General features: G+C 72.9%; 21 protein-coding genes. 13 read left to right on the top strand and 8 right to left on the bottom strand.

Features of this window, described 5'->3' with window-relative positions; genetic code table 11:
* Positions 1-20: 20 nt before the first annotated feature.
* The 4 genes from ACFV3E_RS20565 to ACFV3E_RS20580 all read right to left on the bottom strand — a co-directional run bounded on the left by ACFV3E_RS20565 (position 21) and on the right by ACFV3E_RS20580 (position 3,183).
* On the bottom strand, positions 21-1,190 hold the full coding sequence (locus ACFV3E_RS20565) for a cysteine desulfurase family protein (RefSeq protein WP_500535913.1): 1,170 nt from the start codon (positions 1,188-1,190) through the stop codon (positions 21-23).
* A 29-nt stretch (positions 1,191-1,219) separates the two neighbouring features.
* Positions 1,220-1,960 (bottom strand): SDR family NAD(P)-dependent oxidoreductase, encoded by a 741-nt coding sequence (locus tag ACFV3E_RS20570; protein WP_500535914.1) that lies wholly within the window; start codon positions 1,958-1,960, stop codon positions 1,220-1,222.
* 172 nt (positions 1,961-2,132) lie between these two features.
* On the bottom strand, positions 2,133-2,804 hold the full coding sequence (locus ACFV3E_RS20575; protein WP_500535915.1) for an SDR family NAD(P)-dependent oxidoreductase: 672 nt from the start codon (positions 2,802-2,804) through the stop codon (positions 2,133-2,135).
* 1 nt (position 2,805) lies between these two features.
* Positions 2,806-3,183: a DUF2255 family protein gene (locus tag ACFV3E_RS20580; RefSeq protein ID WP_499509300.1), complete on the bottom strand. Its 378-nt coding sequence runs from the start codon at positions 3,181-3,183 to the stop codon at positions 2,806-2,808.
* 203 nt (positions 3,184-3,386) lie between these two features.
* Between ACFV3E_RS20580 and ACFV3E_RS20585 the strand changes: the two genes are divergently transcribed.
* The 7 genes from ACFV3E_RS20585 to ACFV3E_RS20615 all read left to right on the top strand — a co-directional run bounded on the left by ACFV3E_RS20585 (position 3,387) and on the right by ACFV3E_RS20615 (position 7,151).
* Positions 3,387-4,481, top strand: a complete 1,095-nt coding sequence (locus ACFV3E_RS20585; RefSeq protein ID WP_500535916.1) for a PP2C family protein-serine/threonine phosphatase — start codon at positions 3,387-3,389, stop codon at positions 4,479-4,481.
* 31 nt (positions 4,482-4,512) lie between these two features.
* A complete protein-coding gene (locus ACFV3E_RS20590; protein ID WP_500535917.1) occupies positions 4,513-4,788 on the top strand; it encodes a hypothetical protein in 276 nt (91 codons plus the stop codon).
* A 112-nt stretch (positions 4,789-4,900) separates the two neighbouring features.
* Complete coding sequence (locus ACFV3E_RS20595; protein WP_500535918.1) at positions 4,901-5,260, top strand: DUF6204 family protein; 360 nt, start codon at positions 4,901-4,903, stop codon at positions 5,258-5,260.
* Positions 5,261-5,347: 87 nt separating this feature from the next.
* Positions 5,348-5,557, top strand: coding sequence for an HTH domain-containing protein (locus ACFV3E_RS20600; RefSeq protein WP_018557908.1), 210 nt, complete (start codon positions 5,348-5,350; stop codon positions 5,555-5,557).
* A 2-nt stretch (positions 5,558-5,559) separates the two neighbouring features.
* Positions 5,560-6,132 (top strand): Clp protease N-terminal domain-containing protein, encoded by a 573-nt coding sequence (locus ACFV3E_RS20605; RefSeq protein ID WP_500372016.1) that lies wholly within the window; start codon positions 5,560-5,562, stop codon positions 6,130-6,132.
* Positions 6,133-6,238: 106 nt separating this feature from the next.
* Positions 6,239-6,766, top strand: a complete 528-nt coding sequence (locus ACFV3E_RS20610; protein ID WP_500535919.1) for a GNAT family N-acetyltransferase — start codon at positions 6,239-6,241, stop codon at positions 6,764-6,766.
* Between the two features lie 112 nt (positions 6,767-6,878).
* Entirely contained in the window at positions 6,879-7,151 is a 273-nt protein-coding gene (locus ACFV3E_RS20615) for a UBP-type zinc finger domain-containing protein (protein ID WP_500535920.1), read from the top strand.
* 15 nt (positions 7,152-7,166) lie between these two features.
* Here ACFV3E_RS20615 and ACFV3E_RS20620 read toward each other — a convergent pair whose 3' ends face one another.
* Complete coding sequence (locus ACFV3E_RS20620) at positions 7,167-8,744, bottom strand: Na+/H+ antiporter (RefSeq protein WP_500535921.1); 1,578 nt, start codon at positions 8,742-8,744, stop codon at positions 7,167-7,169.
* 83 nt (positions 8,745-8,827) lie between these two features.
* Positions 8,828-9,613: a FadR/GntR family transcriptional regulator gene (locus ACFV3E_RS20625; protein WP_500535922.1), complete on the bottom strand. Its 786-nt coding sequence runs from the start codon at positions 9,611-9,613 to the stop codon at positions 8,828-8,830.
* A gap of 101 nt (positions 9,614-9,714) precedes the next feature.
* On the opposite strand from ACFV3E_RS20625, the gene ACFV3E_RS20630 reads away from it, so the two are divergent.
* Both ACFV3E_RS20630 and ACFV3E_RS20635 read left to right on the top strand, forming a co-directional pair.
* On the top strand, positions 9,715-10,590 hold the full coding sequence (locus ACFV3E_RS20630) for a carbon-nitrogen hydrolase family protein (protein WP_500535923.1): 876 nt from the start codon (positions 9,715-9,717) through the stop codon (positions 10,588-10,590).
* Positions 10,591-10,610: 20 nt separating this feature from the next.
* A complete protein-coding gene (locus tag ACFV3E_RS20635) occupies positions 10,611-11,987 on the top strand; it encodes an APC family permease (RefSeq protein ID WP_500535924.1) in 1,377 nt (458 codons plus the stop codon).
* A 19-nt stretch (positions 11,988-12,006) separates the two neighbouring features.
* On the opposite strand, the gene ACFV3E_RS20640 is transcribed toward ACFV3E_RS20635, so the two are convergent.
* Positions 12,007-12,297, bottom strand: coding sequence for a hypothetical protein (locus tag ACFV3E_RS20640; RefSeq protein ID WP_500535971.1), 291 nt, complete (start codon positions 12,295-12,297; stop codon positions 12,007-12,009).
* 89 nt (positions 12,298-12,386) lie between these two features.
* On the opposite strand from ACFV3E_RS20640, the gene ACFV3E_RS20645 reads away from it, so the two are divergent.
* From ACFV3E_RS20645 to ACFV3E_RS20660, 4 genes are all read left to right on the top strand, one after another.
* Positions 12,387-12,764, top strand: coding sequence for a hypothetical protein (locus ACFV3E_RS20645; protein ID WP_500535925.1), 378 nt, complete (start codon positions 12,387-12,389; stop codon positions 12,762-12,764).
* Positions 12,765-12,970: 206 nt separating this feature from the next.
* Complete coding sequence (locus ACFV3E_RS20650; RefSeq protein ID WP_500535926.1) at positions 12,971-13,714, top strand: hypothetical protein; 744 nt, start codon at positions 12,971-12,973, stop codon at positions 13,712-13,714.
* Positions 13,715-13,729: 15 nt separating this feature from the next.
* Entirely contained in the window at positions 13,730-13,936 is a 207-nt protein-coding gene (locus ACFV3E_RS20655) for a hypothetical protein (RefSeq protein ID WP_500535927.1), read from the top strand.
* 355 nt (positions 13,937-14,291) lie between these two features.
* A complete protein-coding gene (locus ACFV3E_RS20660) occupies positions 14,292-15,590 on the top strand; it encodes a hypothetical protein (RefSeq protein ID WP_500535928.1) in 1,299 nt (432 codons plus the stop codon).
* 67 nt (positions 15,591-15,657) lie between these two features.
* Here ACFV3E_RS20660 and ACFV3E_RS20665 read toward each other — a convergent pair whose 3' ends face one another.
* Complete coding sequence (locus ACFV3E_RS20665; RefSeq protein ID WP_500535929.1) at positions 15,658-17,319, bottom strand: hypothetical protein; 1,662 nt, start codon at positions 17,317-17,319, stop codon at positions 15,658-15,660.
* Positions 17,320-17,322: the final 3 nt, after the last annotated feature.

Genomic DNA, 17,322 nt, shown 5'->3' on the forward strand with positions numbered 1-17,322 from the left:
AGTCCGTGGCGGCTCCCGTCTCAGGCGAGGGCGCCGACGGCCGCGGCGAGCAGCCCGGTGGCACGGTCGACGTCGTCCGCGGTGGTCCAGCGACCCACCGACAGGCGTACGGCGGCCTGGGCGCGGGCGTCGTCCAGGCCCATCGCGCGCAGCACCGGGGACGCGGTACGGCTGCCGCTGTGGCAGGCCGAGCCGGTGGACGCCGCCAGCCGGGGCACCGAGGCGAGCAGCTCGTGCGCCGGGACACCGTCGATGCTGACGTTCAGCGTGGTGGGCAGGCGGTGGCGGACGGACCCGTTGAGGTGGACCCGGCCGGGCAGCGCCCGCGTCAGGCCCTGGTGCAGGCGGTCCCGCAACGCCTCGGCACGCGCGGCCCCGCCGTCGGCGAGTTCGGCGGCCGCCAGGTCGGCGGCGGCCCCCAGCGCCACCGCGAGGGCGACGTTCTCGGTGCCGGCCCGCAGCCCGCCCTCCTGCCCGCCCCCGTACACCAGGGGCTCCAGGCGGAGCCCGGGGCGCACGTACAGGGCTGCGACCCCCTTCGGCGCGTACATCTTGTGCCCCACCACCGTCAGCAGGTCCACCCCCAGCCCGCGCACGTCCAGCGGGACCTTCCCGGCGGCCTGGGCGGCGTCGCAGTGGAACAGAGCGCCCCGGGCGCGGGCGAGCCGGGCGAGTTCCGCGACGGGCTGCAGGGTGCCGGTCTCGTTGTTGGCGGCCATGACGGAGACCAGCACGGTGCGCCCGGTGAGGGCCGCGGCCAGCGCGGCCGGGGCGACCCGGCCCTCCCGGTCCACCGGCAGGTACGTCACCCGCACCCCATGCAGCCGGCGCAGCGCGCGGCAGGTCTCCAGCACCGCCGGGTGCTCGGTGACCTGGGTGATCACGTGCGGACGGTCGGTACCCGCGGCGAGCACCGCGCCGCGCAGGGCGAGGTTGTCCGCCTCGGACCCCGACCCGGTGAACACGATCCCCTCCGCGGTCGCCCCGATGAGCGCCGCGACCTGCCGCCGCGCCCGCGCGAGTGCCGCGGCCGGCTCCGCGGCCCAGGCGTGCCCGCTGGAGGGGTTGCCGAACCCGGTGGTGAGGCAGGGACCCATCGCCTCCACCACCCTCGGGTCGACGGGCGTGGTGGCGTTGTGGTCCAGGTAGACGCGGTCCCCGCCGAGGCCGGGATGCGGCGGCACCTTCATGGGCGACGGTCCTTCCGGAGGGGGTGCCGTCAGCCGATCGCCGGCTGACCGCCGTACGCGTCCAGGACGGCGCCGGTGACGTACCCCGCGCGGTCCGAGGCCAGGAAGACGATCGCCTCGACGATCTCGTCGACCTCGGCGACCCGGCCCATGACGGTGTTCCGCGCGACGGCCGCGAGCGCGTCCTCGCCCATCCCGACGGTTCCGGGGGTGCGGACCGGACCGGAGGCCACGGCGTTCACCCGTACCCCGCGGGCGCCGAACTCGTCGGCCCACACGCGGGTCATGAGTTCCAGCGCCGCCTTCGAGGCACCGTAGGCGGCGGCCCCACGGGCGGGGACGCTCGCGGCCAGGGTGCTCAGGTTGACGACGGCGCCCCGGCCGCGTGAGGCCATGCCGGGCGCGAGGGCCCCGACCAGCAGCAGGGGCGCGCGGGCGTTGACGGCCATGTGGAGGTCGAACATCCCGGCCGTGGTGTCGGCGGCGCCCGCGAACCGGTAGATGCCCGCGTTGTTGACCAGCACGTCCACCGCGCCCGCGGCCTCGGCGAGGCGCAGCACGTCGCCGGGGTCGGACAGGTCGGCGGCGACGAACCGGGCGCGCCCGCCCGCGTCCGCCACCTCCGCGACGACCTCCGCACCGCGCTCCGCGTCCCGCCCGTGGACGACGACCTCGGCGCCCAGCGCCGCCAGCCGCAGCGCGACCCCCCGCCCGATCCCTGCGGTGGCGCCCGTGACGAGGGCGGTGGATCCGGAGAACTCCTGGGTCACGGCTGGCTCCTCGGGGCGGCGACGTGAGCGGCGGGCACACACGCTCCGTGTCCGCGCTGGTTGTCTACCTCACGTACCGTCACCCCCGAAGTCGGCTCGCCGCCGGGACGGCCGTTCGGGACACCCGTTCGGGACGGCCGGCCCTCCGGCCCGGTGGTCACCGCGCCGTCGTTCAGCCCTCGTCCTCCAGGACGCCCGCGAAGTGCCGGAACCCGGTCCGTTCCCGGTGGATCGCCCACAGGGCGCGCGCCAGCGCGGCCGGATCGTTCCTCGGGTGCCCGGGGGCGATGACCCCGGGGATGATCATCTGCGCGACGTGGATGGCCTCGGCGGCCAGCGTGTCGTGCAGCATCCGCGCGTAGGCGGTCTCGGCCGCGTACGCCACGGAGGTCCCCGCGCGGGCCGGCAGCGGCCGTACCGCACTGCCTCCGTTGACGAGGAGGATCGTGCCGCGGCCCAGGAAGCGCATGTCGGGCAGCACCGCGTGGACGGCGGTGACCACGCCGTACAGGGAGAACTCCAGCGGCCCCGCGAAGTCGGCGGGCGTGCTGTCCAGGAGGGGCTTCATGAAGTCCCTGTGCGGCGCGGGACTGTACTGCAGGACCTCGATCGGCCCGAGCGCGGCCGCGGCGGCGTCCAGCGCGGCCCCGAGGGCGACCGGGTCGCGGACGTCGGCGGCGAACCCCCGCGCGGTCACGCCGTCCTTGTCCAGGTCGGCCGCCAGGCAGTCCACGCGGTCCTGGTCGCGGGCGACGAGCGCGACGTCGAAGCCGTCGCGGCCGAACTGGCGCGCCGCGGCGGCGCCCAGACCCGGCCCCGCCCCGACGATGACCATGGTCGTCATGTCAGCGCGGCACGAGCTTGAGCGTCGCGGCGCGCGCGGTCCCGGCCACCATGGGCTCCACGTACTCCGCGCTGTAGTGGCCGTACTTGCCGCGGTAGGCGGCGTCGAGGCGTTCGTTGACGTCCGGGTCGTCGACCTCGACGAAGGTGACGTCCCGCTCGACGCCGCCGGCGGTGATCCGGCCCTCGTGCCGCGCCTGCGCGGCGCGGAACCAGGTGCCGCCGCGCCCGCGGTAGGCCCGTACGTACAGGTCGGCTCCGTCGCGGACCACCCAGATGGTGGTCGGCGGGTCCAGCGTGCCGGGGTCGCGCCGCGGCGCGATGGCCAGCTCGTCGGCGTGCTCGATGCGGTCCAGTTCGTCCTTCGTCCACGTCGTCATCGGCGCGACTCCTCGGCGGTGTCGGGAACCAGGTCCGTGCGTCCTGCTGCAATGATCGACAATTTCGGCCCCCGCCTGTAGCCGCGTGGGGCCAGACGGGTACCTGACCGGGCGGTTCACTCCACGGGAGGGCCTGCGGTGGCTGCGGGGGCGATTGCCGGGGAGCGTGTAGGGATCGCCAGCGGGAGATACCGGGAGGGTGCGTGGGGAGGGCCGACGACGAGATCTTCGGTGGCCCGGCCGAGGTGGGCTGGTACGTACGGCTGCTCCCGGTCGTGGTGCTCGTCGGCGGCCTCGTCGTGGACTTCCTCACCCCGACGCAGTACACGAGCGCGTCGTTCTACTCCGTCGCCCCGGTGCTCGCGGCTCCGCTGCTGTCGATGCAGGGCACCATGGTGGTCGGTCTGGCGGCGATCGTCGCGGACGCGGCGATCCTCGCCCACTTCGGCCGGCTGCGGGGGCTGAGCGGGATGAGCGAGTTGCTGACCGTCTCGCTGGTCGCCGTGGTCGCGGTGTTCATCAACCGGCTGCTGGAGGCGCGTGAGGACCGGTTGCGCTCCGCCCGCTCGATCACCGCGGCCGTCCAGCGGGCGGTGCTCCCCAAACCGCCCGCACGCGTCCGGGACCTGCGGATCGCGGCCCGCTACGAGGCGGCGGAGACGGAGGCCGAGATCGGCGGGGACCTGTACGCCGTCCAGGACACGCCGTACGGGCTGCGCTGCATCCTCGGGGACGTACGGGGCAAGGGTCTGGACGCCGTGGAGGAGGCGACGCTGGTCCTCGGCAGCTTCCGGATGGCGGCCGACGAGCAGACGACCCTGGCGGACGTGGCGGGGCAGATGATGCGGGCCCTGTGGCGGGAGGTGGGCCGGCGCGAGGAGGGCGAGCAACTGGAGTGGTTCGCCACCGCGGTCCTGGCCGAGTTCCCGCACGGCGGCGACCACGTCCGGTTGGTGAACCTCGGTCACCCGGCACCGCTGCTGCTGCGGCGCGGAAAGGTGCGCGCCGCCGAGCCCTCGCAGTACGGGCTGCTGCTGGTGGAGGGCCTGGGGGAAGGAGAGGCCGTGGTGGACACGGTGCCGTTCCCGCCGGGTTCGACTTTGCTGCTGTGCACGGACGGCGTCACCGAGGCCCGCGACGCCAAGGGGCGCTTCTACGACCCGCTGGCGCGACTGGCCGGGGTGGAGCGCGGCGGTCCGGCCGAGTTGCTGGAGGCGCTGCTCGACGACGTGCACCGGCACGCGGGCGGTCCGACCGACGACGACATGGCGCTCCTCGCGGTGACGCGCGACAGCTGACGCGGCGCCCGCCCTGCTCTCGCGCGGCCCCTTGCCCGCCGGGCGAGTCGCCGACCGCCTCGGCCCCGCTCGCGTGGCGGCCGTGCGGTTCGCCCTGACCGCCGTCGGCATCTGCCTGCTGGGCGTCCACATGCAGCGGTCACCTTCGTCGTGGCCGGCGGCTCCACGACGGAGAACCGCGCCGCCGCTCTCGGCCGACCGCCGGGCAGGACGCTTCGCCACCGCCATGATCGGCCTCACCGGCCTGCGCGGCCCGCGTCCCAGCTCCCGGAAGACCACCGCCCAGCCACCGTCTGCCACCGGCTGACCGCGCGGGCGCGCCGCCGCGGGACGCCTCCCCCGCGCGGTCCCGCGGCGCCGCGCCCCGGCCCCGTGAAATGCGGTGGAGCCGGACGGAGCCCGCTGCTTAAGGTCGGCGGATGAGCACACGCACCTTCCGCGTCACCGTCCGCGGCGCCTTCGACGGACTCACCGCCGAGCAGCGCGCCGAACTCCTCGCCCGCGCACCGGAACACGACGTCCTGCACGCCGCCTTCACCCCCGAGGGCCACCTCAGCTACGACATCGCGGCACGCCCGGCCTTCACCTTCCGCTTCGTGGACTCCGGCGAGGCGGAGGAGGACATCCTCGACGCGACCGAACGCGCGGAGGAGGCGGCCAGGGCGTGGCTGGACGAGCGCGGCTACGGCTACAAGAACCTCAGGTCCCAGGCCGAGGACCTCTCCCAGGCGCCCCTGGGCAAGCGGCAGCGCCGCGCCGCCGCACAAGGGCACGCCTGACGTCCCGACCCCGTCCCCGCCCCGCGCCCACGGGCCGCTGTCAACCAGAGTTGACATCGCCATGTCTGTCAACGTAAATTGACAGACATGACCGAGGCAACCGATCTCGCCGAGCGGGCGGGCGACCGCGACCCGAGGGTCGGGCTGCGGGCCGTCGCCGCGCTGCGGCGGCTGCTGGAGCAGCTGGAGACCGTACAAGTCAGGAGCGCGCGGGCGCAGGGGTGGTCGTGGCAGGAGATCGCCCACGAACTCGGCGTCAGCAGGCAGGCCGTGCACAAGAAGTACGGGAGGCATTGAGGATGTTCGAGAGGTTCACCAAGAGCGCGCGCGAGGTCGTCGAGGGCGCGGTCGGGCACGCCGAACGGGCGGGCGACCCGACGATCGGCGAGGAGCACCTGCTGCTGTCGCTGCTCGACCTGGAGGGCACCCGGGCCTCCTCGGCCCTGGCCGCGCTCGGCGTCGACCGGCGCCGCGAGGCCCTGGAGGAGGCGCTGGGGGAGACCCGGCGGCGCGGCGGGGTCTCACGGGCCGACGCCGAGGCGCTCGCCGGGCTCGGCATCGACGTCGCCGCGATCGTCGCCCGCGTGGAGGACGCCCACGGCGCCGGGGCCCTCGCCGCCCGCCGCGGGCCCCGGCGGTGGCGGCCCGCCGGACGACGGCCCTTCACCCGCGGGGCCAAGGGCGTCCTGGAGCGCTCCCTTCGGTCCGCCGTGGCCCGGGGCGACCGTCACATCGGCGACGAGCACGTCCTGCTCGCCCTCACCATCGGCCCCGGCGTGGTCGCGGACGTCCTCGCCGAGCACGGGGCGTCGTGGGCCGACGTCGAGCGCGTGCTCGCGGCGGACGGTCAGGGCCGGGCCGAGGCGAGCTGAACGCCCGCTCCCGGCGGGCAAATCGGTTGAGCGGCCGACGGCGGCCGTGCTAACCCTTTCGGGTTCCACGACGTCGATCATGCCGACCCTAAGGAGGGCCGCCCCCATGGTGCCCGGACGACTGGTGAAGTTGCGCCCGATGGAGCCCGCGGACGCCGATGCGCTGTGGCGCTGGAACCACGACCCCGAGGTCATGCGCTGGATGGACGACGGCTACGCCCAGCCCCTCGCACAGGTGAGGAAGCGCATGGAGGAGCGGCCCCGCAACGCCTACGGCGACGTGCTCCACGGGATCGAGGTGCAGGAGGACGGCCGGCTCATCGGCCTGGTGCGGCTGCGCGACGCCGAGCCCGAGACCGGATGCGCCGAACTCGACATCTATCTCGGCGAGAAGGAGTACTGGGGCCGCGGCTACGCCACCGACGCCATGCGCACGATGTGCCGCTACGGCTTCGAGAAGATGCGCCTGCACAAGATCTCGCTCACCGTCGTGACCGAGAACGAGGCGGCGCACCACGTCTACCGGAAGGTCGGCTTCGTCGAGGAGGGCCGGCTGCGGCAGGTCTTCCGGCGCGACGGCCGGTGGTACGACATGTTCACCATGGGCCTCCTGGAGGGCGAACTCCGCGACTGAGCCGCGGGTCCGCCACGGTGGGACGCCCCGGGACGCCGATCGCGCGCGACGTGCGCTTGACGTAGCCTGGGCGTCCATCGGCAGTGATCCGCAGACGGCACAGGGGGCCGGCGTGACGACAGCAGCATGTCCCGATCTCGAGCAGGCCCCGGCCGACGTCGCGGCCGCACCGCCGGTCGACGGCTGCGCCGACTGCCTGGCCGCCGGACACCACGACTGGGTCCATCTGCGGCTGTGCCTCACCTGCGGCCACATCGGATGCTGCGACAGCTCGCCGGGCCGGCACGCCACCGGACACTACGAGGCCGTCGGCCACCCCGTGATCCGCTCCTACCAGCCGGGCGAGAACTGGCGCTGGTGCTTCGTCCACGAGTCGATGGACTGAGGCCCGGGCCCACCGCTACTCGCGCTGCAGCGCCGCCTCCTCCAGATCCAGTTCGCGCATGACGCGGCGCAGCACCTCGTCGTCGATGAGCCGTTCGTCGCGGTAGCGCACGAACTCCTGCCGTTCGGCGTCCAGCATCGCGCGGCGCAGCCGCCGGTAGGCCACGCTCGGCGGCTCTGCGCCGCCGCCGGTGGGGCCGCCCAGCCGCTCCCAGGCGGCGTTGCGGCGGGCCTCCGCGGTCTGCCGCAGGGTCTCCAGCACGGCCTGGTGGGAGCGCTTGTCCCCGGCCAGTTCCTCCAGGCGTGCCAGTGCCGCCCGGGCGGCACTGTGCTGGGCGTTCGCCTCGGCCAGGGCGTCCTCGTACGCCTCCTTGTTGCAGATGCCGAGCCGCCGGATGAGCGGGGGCAGGGTCATTCCGTGCAGCAGCAGCGTGCCGACCGTGACGAAGAAGGTCAGGAACAGGATCTCGTCGCGGCCGGGGAACGGCGCGCCGCTGTCGGTGGTCTCCGGCACCGCGAAGGCGGCGGCCAGCGAGACCACGCCGCGCATGCCCGCCCAGGAGATCACCACCGGGTACTGCCATGGGGGATACGGGTCGCGTGCCCGGATCCGCGGGAACATCAGCCGTGGCAGGTACGTCCCGGGGTAGACCCACACGACGCGCGCGAGGACGGTCACCGCCGTCAGCGCGGCACCGGCCGCGACCAGTCGCCCCACGCCCGTGTCGACGGTGTCGACGATGCCCCGCACCTGCAGGCCGATCAGGGCGAAGACGAGGGCTTCCAGCACCGTGTCGAGGGCGCTCCACACCGCGTACACCTGCAGCCGGGAGGTCGCCTCCGTGTCGGGGGACCGGTGCCCCAGGTACAGGCCGGCCACGACCACGGCCAGCACTCCCGAGGTGTGCGCCTCCTCGCCGACGAGGTAGGCGAGGAACGGCACAAGCAGCCCGAGCGCGCTGGCCAGGTCCCCGGGCAGGAAGCGGTGGCCGATGCGGGCCAGCCAGCCGATCGCCAGGCCGATCAGCGAGCCCCCGACGGCCGCCATCAGGAAGACCCCCACACCCTGCAGCAGGGTGTAGCCGGCGCCGGCCACGGACGCGATGGCCACGCGATAGGCCGTCAGCCCGGTGGCGTCGTTCACCAGGCTCTCGCCGCCGAGTACGGTCAGCAGCCGGCGCGGCAGCCCCAGCCGGCGCCCGATGGAGGTCGCCGCGACCGCGTCGGGCGGCGACAGCACCGCCCCGAGCACCAGCGCCGAGCCCAGTGGCAGCCCCGGCACCAGCCAGAACGCCGCGTAGCCGATCACGACGGTGGTGAACAGCACCAGCCCCACGGCCAGCAGCCCGATGGGGCGCAGGTTCTCCCGGAAGCGCAGGTAGGAGCTCTCCCGCGCCGAGGAGTACAGCAGCGGGGGCAGGACCAGCACCATCACCAGCTCGGGCTCGATGGCGTACGCGGGGATGCCCGGCACGAAGGACGCGCACAGGCCGACGGCGACCAGCAGCAGCGGGGGAGACACCCCCAGACGCCGGGCGACGGCGGTGACCAGCACCGCACCGACCATGAGCGCGACGAGCGCCAGCCCCTCCACGGACGTCTCCTCCACCCCTGTGGCGGCACGCGCCGCACGTGTGGCTCGACTGTACTGGTGTGTACTGGTGACGCGGCCGGGTCTCAGTCCTCGGTGGTGGCGGCTCCCGGGACGGCCTCGGGGAGACCGATGAACATCGTCCGGTGCAGCGCCTCGACGTGCTCCTGGGCGACCGCGGCGGCCGCCGCGCGGTCACCCTGCCGCAGGGCGCGGACCAGGGCCCGGTGCTCGGCGTTGGAGGCGCGCAGCGCGTCGAGCGGGTAGGGCAGGTAGTACCGGTAGAGCTCGCGGACGACGGCCGCGTAGGGGACGACGACCGACGGTGTCCCGGTGGCGGAGGCGACGGCGAGGTGGAACTCCTCGTCATGGCGGTGGAACTCGGCCCAGCTGGTCACCGCGTCCATGAGGTCGACCAGGTGCTCCAGTTCGCGCAGCGCGGAGTCGTCGGCGTGGCCGGCGGCGAGGTGGGCGATGCCGCACTCCAGGACCAGCCGGTGGTCGATCAGCCGGCGCACCGCGTCGGTGTCGGAGCGGTAGCTGCCGACGGCGCTGACCGAGCCCTTCGCCGGTTGCCGGGCGACCAGCGTGCCGCCGTTGCGGCCGCGGCGGCGCTCCAGCAGCCCGTCGTCGCACAGGGCCACCAGGGCCCGGCGCACCGTGATCTCCCCGACGTCCAGCGCCGCGGCGATCTCGCCGGCGGCGGGCAACCGCTCCCCGGGGGCGAGCAGGCCCAGGTCGATGGCCATGGCTATCCGGGCGCGGACGGTGTCCAGCGCGGACAGACGGCGGATGCCGCCGAGGGCCGGGGTGCTCAGCGGCGGAACGGCGGCTGCCGTGACCTGGCCGGTCCGGTTCTCCGTGTCGGGCATGGGACCGACTGTAGTACCGGAAAACATCTCACCTTGAGCACTCTTGTTTATCTGATCAGAATGCTCTAATTTCCACAGCACTCGAACGAAGCAGGTGCACCATGTCCCGACCCCTTCCCGTGACCCTCGCCCAGGCCGGGCCCCGCCCCGCCGGGGAACCCGTGTCCGGCTTCGCAGCAGAGGCGGGGACCCTGCTGGCGCGCTTCCCGCAGACCCGGCTGCTGGCCTTCCCCGAGCTGCACCTGTTCGGCGTGGACGGCGGGCCGCAGGACACGGAGCGGCACCTGCGCGACTGCGCGCAGCCGCTGGACGGACGCCTCGTACGGGAGCTCGGCGAGATCGCCGGGGACCTGGGCGTGTGGCTGCTGCCCGGCAGCATCTGCGAACGCGGCCCGGACGGCGAGCTGTTCAACACCGCGCTCGCCTTCTCGCCCGAAGGGCGGCTCGTCGCGCACTACCGCAAGGTCTTCCCCTGGCGGCCCCGCGAGCCCTACACCCCGGGCGACCGGTTCGTGGTCTTCGACATCCCCGAGGCCGGCCGCGTCGGATTCTCCATCTGCTACGACGCGTGGTTCCCCGAGGTCGCCCGGCACCTGGCCTGGATGGGCGCCGAGGTCATCGTCAACCCGGTCATGACCACGACCGGCGACCGCGCCCAGGAACTCGTGCTGGCCCGCGCCAACGCCATCACCAACCAGGTCTACGTCGTCAGCGTCAACACCGCCGGCCCCCTCGGCACCGGCCGCAGCCTCGTCGTCGACCCCGAGGGGCGCGTCCGCACCGAGGCGCCCGACAGCGCCGCCACCGCCCTCACCGACGTCCTGGACCTGGACGACGTGACCCGCGTCCGCACCTACGGCACGGCCGGCCTCAACCGCATGTGGTCCCAGTTCACCGACACCGACCGCCCCCTCGAACTCCCCCTGTACGACGGGCGCATAGACCCCCGCAGCTGGCGCCCCGCCCGCCGCGGCTGAACCATCCCCGGAGCCCCACGATGACCGACCACGCCGCGCGCGCCGCGACCACGGCCCCCGCGCTGTCCCGCACCCTCGGACTCAGAGCCGTCGTCTCCTTCGGCCTGGCCTACATGACCCCGCTGATCGTGCTCGGCACCTTCGGCGTCGTCGCCGAGAAGACCGGCGGCGCGGTCCCCACCGCGTACGCCCTGGCACTCGTCGCCATGCTCTTCACGGCCTACAGCTACGGGAAGATGGCCGCCGAGCACCCCGTCGCCGGCTCCGCCTACACCTACGTACGGCGCTCCATCGACGGACGGGCCGGCTTCCTCGTCGGCTGGGCCACGCTCCTGGACTACTTCTTCCTGCCCATGGTCATCTGGCTGATCGGCGGCGCCTACCTGCAGGCGGAGTGGCCCGGCGTGCCGATGTGGGTGTGGATCCTCGCCTTCATCCTCACCACCACCGCGCTCAACCTGCTCGGCATCCAGGCCGCGGACCGGGCCAACTCCCTGCTGATGGCGTTCCAGATCCTCGTCATCGTCATCTTCGCGCTGCTCTCGCTGCGGCACGTCTTCCACATCGAGGGCGCCGGGGGCCTGTTCAGCACCGGGCCGTTCCACAACGACGCCACCACGCTGGCCGGGATCTCCGGCGGCGCGGCCATCGCGGCGTACTCCTTCCTCGGCTTCGACGCCGTCACCACGCTCACCGAGGAGACCGTCGAGCCCCGCAGGACCATGCCCCGCGCGATCATGCTCACCGCCCTCATCGGCGGCGGCATCTTCATCGCGCTCGCCTACACCACCCAGCTCGCCCACCCCGGCAGCCGGTTCGACGACCCCAGTTCGGCCGCCTTCGAGATCGCCAGGACCATCGGCGGCGACCTCTTCTCGTCCGTCTTCCTCGCCGGACTCGTCGTCGCCCAGTTCGCCTCCGGCGTCGCCGCCCAGGCCAGCACCTCCCGCCTCCTGTACGCCATGGGCCGCGACGACGTCCTGCCGCGCAAGGTGTTCGGCTACCTCCACCCCCGCCACCTGACGCCGGCCTTCAACATCCTCCTGACCGGCGTGGTCGGGCTGATCGCCCTCCGCCTGGACGTCGCCACCTCCACCTCCTTCATCAACTTCGGCGCCTTCACCGCCTTCACCTTCGTCAACCTCAGCGTGATCGCGACCTACTTGCGCAAGCGCCGCGCGGGCGAGCACGTGGGCCTGTTCGGCTACGCCGTCGTCCCCGCAGTCGGCGCCCTGATCGACCTCTGGCTCCTGTTCCACCTCGACGGCAAGGCCCTCACCCTCGGCGTCATCTGGCTCGCCCTCGGCGTCGCCTACCTCGCCTACCTGACCCGCGGCTTCCGCACCCCGCCGCCCGAGCTCAGCTTCGACGAGCGGGAGAGCACGGCCGACGCCTGAGCCGCCCGGCGCCGGCGGGTCAGTGGCCGGCCGCGCGGAGCCGGGCGAGGGTGCGCAGGCCGCGTTCGAGGACCTCGGGATCGTCGTGTGCGGCGCCGTACCGGATGCCCGAGACGGCGTCGAGGGCGGCGTCGACGGCCAGGCGTTCGTGCTCGAGCGGGGTGAGCTCCCGCCCGTAGCCGGTCAGGAAGGCCTGGTGGAGGTCCGGTCGGCCGGACCAGGCGTCGGAGAGCCGTACGAAGTCACGGAGCGCCGGTCGCGGCTCGCTGCGCTCGAAGTCGATCACGGCGAGCCGGTCCGACCACAGCAGGTTGCGCGGCTTTCTCTAGGCTCTCCAGAGTCGTCGTCCACCTTGCTCATGGATCTTCTGGAGGAGAAGTGTCGAACCGTTGGGGCGTTGTGTTCTACGACTTCCTGAAGCCTCCGCCGGGCCTGGGCGGGAGTGTGCTGGAGGGGTTCGGTGACCTCTATAAGCGGGCGGCGCGAAACGGAGCTCAGCATGGCACGCCGGTCCTGGTGACGGTCTCGGGCTTTACTGATCCGGGCGTGAATCTGTTCTTTCGTGTCTCGCCGATGGTGGGGCGCGGAATCCGAACCTGGCGGCGGTACGCATACACCTTGGTTGTGTGGCTGAACTTCCTGCAGGTGTTCGGCAGAAGCTGGCGTGACGCCACGGCTCGGGATGTGGAGGCGTTCAAGGACTGGCGGCTCACCGACGTGTGCGCAACGATGAGCGGATCATGGCAGGGAGTTTCGACGCCGACCGAGCGGCTCTGAACACCTTCTACACGTGGGCTTCCGGCAAGTACGGGCTGCTGAACCCGGTGACAGGGATCTCTCCGGCGTCGGGTACTGGCGGCCGGTCCGGGCAGGAGCTCGGGCCCGGGGGCCGTCGGCGGGAGGGCATCCGGCCGTCGGGCTCCCGCCGGCGTCAGGTGGAGTGGATGCTTCGGGTGCCCTTCGAGTAGTGGCGTGACGTCGGTTTGTGTGGCTACGGCTTCGACAGTGCGCGGCGGGCCGGATGGCGCGGGCCGAACGAGGATCGCGACGCGGCGTTCGTCGACGGCCTGTACGGCACCGGGCTGCGTCGTCAGGAGTGGGGCAGTGTCCTTGACGTGGAGCTGCCGCGCTCTTCGACCGCGCGTCTTTCGGGGGCCTGGCTGGCGGCGGCGTGCCTGAAGGGGGCGAAGGAGGGCCGGTGGTACCGGATCCCGCGTACGGTGCTGCGTGAAGTCGGGGGTTACGCCGACCCGTTGGAAGGCTCGCGGACGGAGGCGATACGCAGGGCCCAGCGTCGGGGCAGCTACGAGCGGCTCGCGTACCTGCGGGTGGGCCGCGGCTACAACGCCCGAAGCCGGGTGCTGTATCTGGAGGGCGGGGGCTCGCTGTCGGTTGACTTGCTGGGCCCCGATGAGAGGCGTCTGCTGTTCCGTCGGACCGCATCCGGACTCGAACCGCTGGCGGTGTGGCTCTCGCCGAACGGCATGCCGAAGAAGGTGGAGGGCTGGGAGGACACGTTCACCGCGGCCAAGGAGCGGGTGCAGCGGGTCTGGACGGAGGCGGGCGGGGAGGGGCTGGTGCCGCTGTGGTGCCGTCCGCATATGTGCCGGCACTCGTTCGCGCTCAAGTGGTACTCGTTGCTGTCGGCGGTGTGGCAGCCGCACCTCGACGGGTTCACCGAGCAGGAACTGCTGGACATACGGGAGATGTTCGGCGGTGTGTGGTAAGCGCTGTCGCTTTTGATGGGGCACGCGGACCCGTCCACGACGCGGGACACGTATCTGGAACCGTTCGCCGCGCTCCAGGTCGACTACCTGATGGAGTTGCTGGACGGCGACGAGGCCAAGGGCATCGAGGCGTTGATCCGTACGGTCGCCGAGCGGGGCGGGCGGACGCTGACGGGTGTCGCCCGTCCTGGCGTCCAGCCGTCGGCTGCGGGCCGCGCATGAGCGCCGGGGGACGGGGCGGACGCCAGGCGGCCATGCCGCCGACGGGGTGGCAGCCACCGGAGCGGATGCTTGAGGCATCGGGTGGGACGGCGGTGCGTGTCATCGAGCAGTCGGGGGCGCGTTCGCGGGTGTTCGACTTCGCCGACATCCATGACCGTAAAGGCCGGCGGGTGGTGATCGCCGAGGGCCTGCAACGCTGGTTGGCGTCGGCCTTCGCCGCTCGGACCTCGAACCGTTCGGGGGTGACGCGGCTCGGCGCCGCTGAGGGCATCTATGCGGTGCTGTCCTGGCTAGCCCGGTTCTTCGCGGCTCAGAGCCCTCCCGTTCGGGGCCGGGCGACGTCACAGCAGATCATGTGCGGGCGCTGTGGACGCATATGGAGGGGCGCAATAGCGCCACTCAGCGGGATCACCTCTACCGGTTGCGTCTGCTGTGGCGCGATGATGACCAGTTGTCGGAGGAGACGCGGGCAGCACTGTACGAGCAGCCGCTGCCCGAGGTGACGGACATCGTAGATGTGCCCGCGTACGACGACGCGGGCATGCAGCGGATCATGACCGCGTTGCGGCACGACATCCGGGTGGCGCGGGACCGGGTACGGGCTGGGCAGGGTCTCCTGGTGCGCTTTCGCGCCGGCCGGGTGCCGCCCGAGGATCCAGATCATCGACTCGCGAGCCTGCTGGACGTCTTTGACCGTACGGGGGACATCCCGCGCACGGCCGGTGGCTCGCCGGTGCTGGCGGTGAGGCAGGCGGGCGGGGTGCGCGAGATTGCCCCGTGGCTGTGCCTGAACTCCCAGGAGCTGACCGCGTTCTGCTTGCTGCTGACGGCGTTGACGGCGGAGAACTTCGACACGGTGGCCGAGTGGCCCGCGGCGCACTACAGGCCGGACGCCGGGATCGAGGGCATCCCGCGGGTTGCCCTGGTCGAATCGTCCAAGCCCCGGCGCGGCCCGGAGCGCGAGCACATGGTGACCCCCGTGGAAGACGTGCCGGAAGACCTGGCCGCGCTCCTAGTGGACAGTGATCCAGAGCCTCGGCTCTTCCGTTCCCCGCTGCGGGTCTACCAGCTGCTGGAGCTGACCCAGGTCGCGCGCCGTCACGGGGGTCATGACCTGGCTATGGCCGGGTTCCGCGCGACGGGCGCCACCAGAGACGGACGCTGGACGCGCGGGGCCGATGCCAAGAACATCGCCCGATGGTCCGCTCAGCACGGCTTTCCCACCAGGGAGCCGACGGCGGAGGGGATCGAGCCGGTGGAGGCCAGACGGCTTCGGCAGACCGGAATCGAACGCAAGCGCCGCCCGGTCGCGCACACCCGGTCCACCATGAACGACCGCTACCTGGCCGGCAGTGAGGTGGTCGTCGCCCAGTCCCGCACCGTTGTCGCCGACGCACTGCGCGCCCAGGTGGCCATGGCCCGCGAGCGGCGCAGTGTTCCCGTCCTGCCGGCCTCGCTGGTTGCCCGGGCCGCTACCGATCTGGACGGAGCGGCCCGCGAGCTCACCACGCCGCCCCATTCGGCGCGGCGACACAGCAGATCAGAACTGCCTGCGCGACTCACGGCGTCACAGTCCCCTGAGCAGGATCGGGGACTGGAAACGGAGCATCGGCCACCGCGCCAGTCCCCGACCACCCGCGCGGCAGCCGCCTGAAGACCTCCGCTGCCATTCGGCCACCTGTCGCTGCGGCATGTCCTGATCGAATTCCCGGCGTAGGGCACTACTCGGGAAGGGGTTGCTCGTGGGTCAGTTCGTCGTGCCGCAGGCCACTTGAGCTTTCTCCCCGGCCGGGCCCAACGCCCCAGGCCAACCAGGTCAGGACAGTGCCGTCCACCGCCCGGGCACGCCGTGGGGCCAGGGTGAGCCGACGGCCCACGCGCGGAAGCTCGATCGCGTCCAGCCGGAATCCCGGCGCACCGCCGAGCAACCGGCCGGCAGGCGTGGATGTGGGCGGGAGGGCGAGCGAGTCGCTGTCGACCGGGATCAGTGGCAACCATGATTCGGAGAGGGGCGTCGAGAGCCGGTAGTGCAAGGGATTCTCCACTGTCGCCTCATCTCCCGAGCGGGCCCGGCGGGCGTATTCGACCTCCCGGCGTTCGACGACCGCTCCCATCGGCCCGGCCACACGGAGCTCGACGGCGTAGGCGATATTGGCCATCTCGTCGCGCGCTATCAGAACCTCTTCGAGGGACCCGCCCTGTATGACGTCCACCGCGGACGGCGCGAGCACCAGTCCGGTGGCCCCCGGGGCCTCGCGGGCGGTGGGGGAGGTGCTGTCGCAGTGGAACATCCTCCAGGCCCGGTGTCCGGCGGCCGGGCCGTCGTAGGTCAAGGTCGAAGGGATGGGCACGGTCTCGTCGAAGCACGTGTCGACTTCGAGGCTCAGTACGCGGCACACCGAACCGGGATCCATCGACACCGGTATCGCGAAGAAATCGTTGCCGTAGACCAGTGCGAACTCGGCCAGCAGCAGTCGGCCCAGGTCGTCCGGGGCGGCGTCGATCCGACCCAGATCGACCGCCGCGTCCTCGAACTCCCACCAGCGAGGGCGCGGCATGCCGGGAAAGCTGATCCGGGTCGGCAGGGCCGTGGCCGTGGCGGCGGCCGAGGGCGGCTCGCCCGCGGCCATGGACGTGGCGCCCGCGTCGTCGAACGTGTGCCAGTCGATTCGGCCGCCCCGGTGGTCGGGGGCGACGAGGGTGATCGGCCCGGACGATGCGGCGGCCGCCAACCGGAACGGCGCCGCCAGCCGGTTCGCCACCCAGGCCCCAGCGCCGGCCGGGAACCGCTCGTCCCACCAGTGCGCGAACTGGCGCGCCGCGGTCAGCACTGCGGGCCGGTCGGTGATGTCGATCGGCAGCGCCGTCGGCAGCGCGGGGTTATCGGCCGGGCCCAGCACCGTCCTCAAGGCCGCGCCGTCGATCGCCCGCCCGGCGAGCAGCCGTGACCATCGCAGGTCGAGTTCATCGCTGCCCTCCTCTTCGGCCGGGCTGAGCGGGGGGAGGGCGAGATGCTCACGGAAACCGGCCGCGTACCGGCCGGCGAGTTCGGCGCCGAGCAACCGTACGAAGTACTGCCCGGCTCGCGCCCGATCCGCGAGCCCGGGCGCGACGGGCACGGCATCGACCCGGCTCTCGATCGGCTGCCCGGCCGGCAGGGGATTGCCGTCGCCCGCCGGTGTCTGCGTTCCTGCGGCCCAGCGGGTGATCGGCGAGTGCTCGGCGGTCAGCCGGACGAGGGTCGGTGACCCGGTGTCCGATCCGGTCAGTTCCCCGCACTGCCACTGACGGGCGATCATCCACAGCGGGTCGGCCACCCGCGCGGCGACCGACGGCAGGTCGGCGGTGCGGGTGCGCGGCTCAAGTCGCCGCCAGGTCGTCACGGA

Source organism: Streptomyces sp. NPDC059718 (genome assembly GCF_042733315.1).
Classification (GTDB): Bacteria; Actinomycetota; Actinomycetes; order Streptomycetales; family Streptomycetaceae; genus Actinacidiphila.